This window comes from Polaribacter sp. 2305UL8-11, from assembly GCF_058147165.1.
In genome coordinates this window covers 1-239 of the sequence record NZ_JBYVJW010000101.1, presented here as the reverse complement: position 1 = coordinate 239, position 239 = coordinate 1, and the positions used below count along the sequence as shown (strand labels likewise).

1 pseudogene is annotated in these 239 nt (G+C 39.7%); it reads left to right on the top strand.

The window, feature by feature from the left end:
• Nucleotides 1–239 (top strand): annotated as a pseudogene (locus tag ACY2RW_RS16345) (gliding motility-associated C-terminal domain-containing protein); the annotation flags it as partial.

Genomic DNA, 239 nt, shown 5'->3' with positions numbered 1-239 from the left:
GGAATCCCTAATTACAGAGATAATTCCGATGGTGGAAATGCTGGAGATCGCAGTTTAACAAACTATACAGACTCAAATAACGATGGAATTCCAGATGTGTATGATTTTGATAATGATAGTGTACCAAACCACTTAGATATAGACGCAGATAATGGTGGAACTCCAGACAATATAGAAGCACAACCTACTGTGGGTTACATAGCTCCAAGTGAAAGCGGAAACGGAATCACAGACGGAAA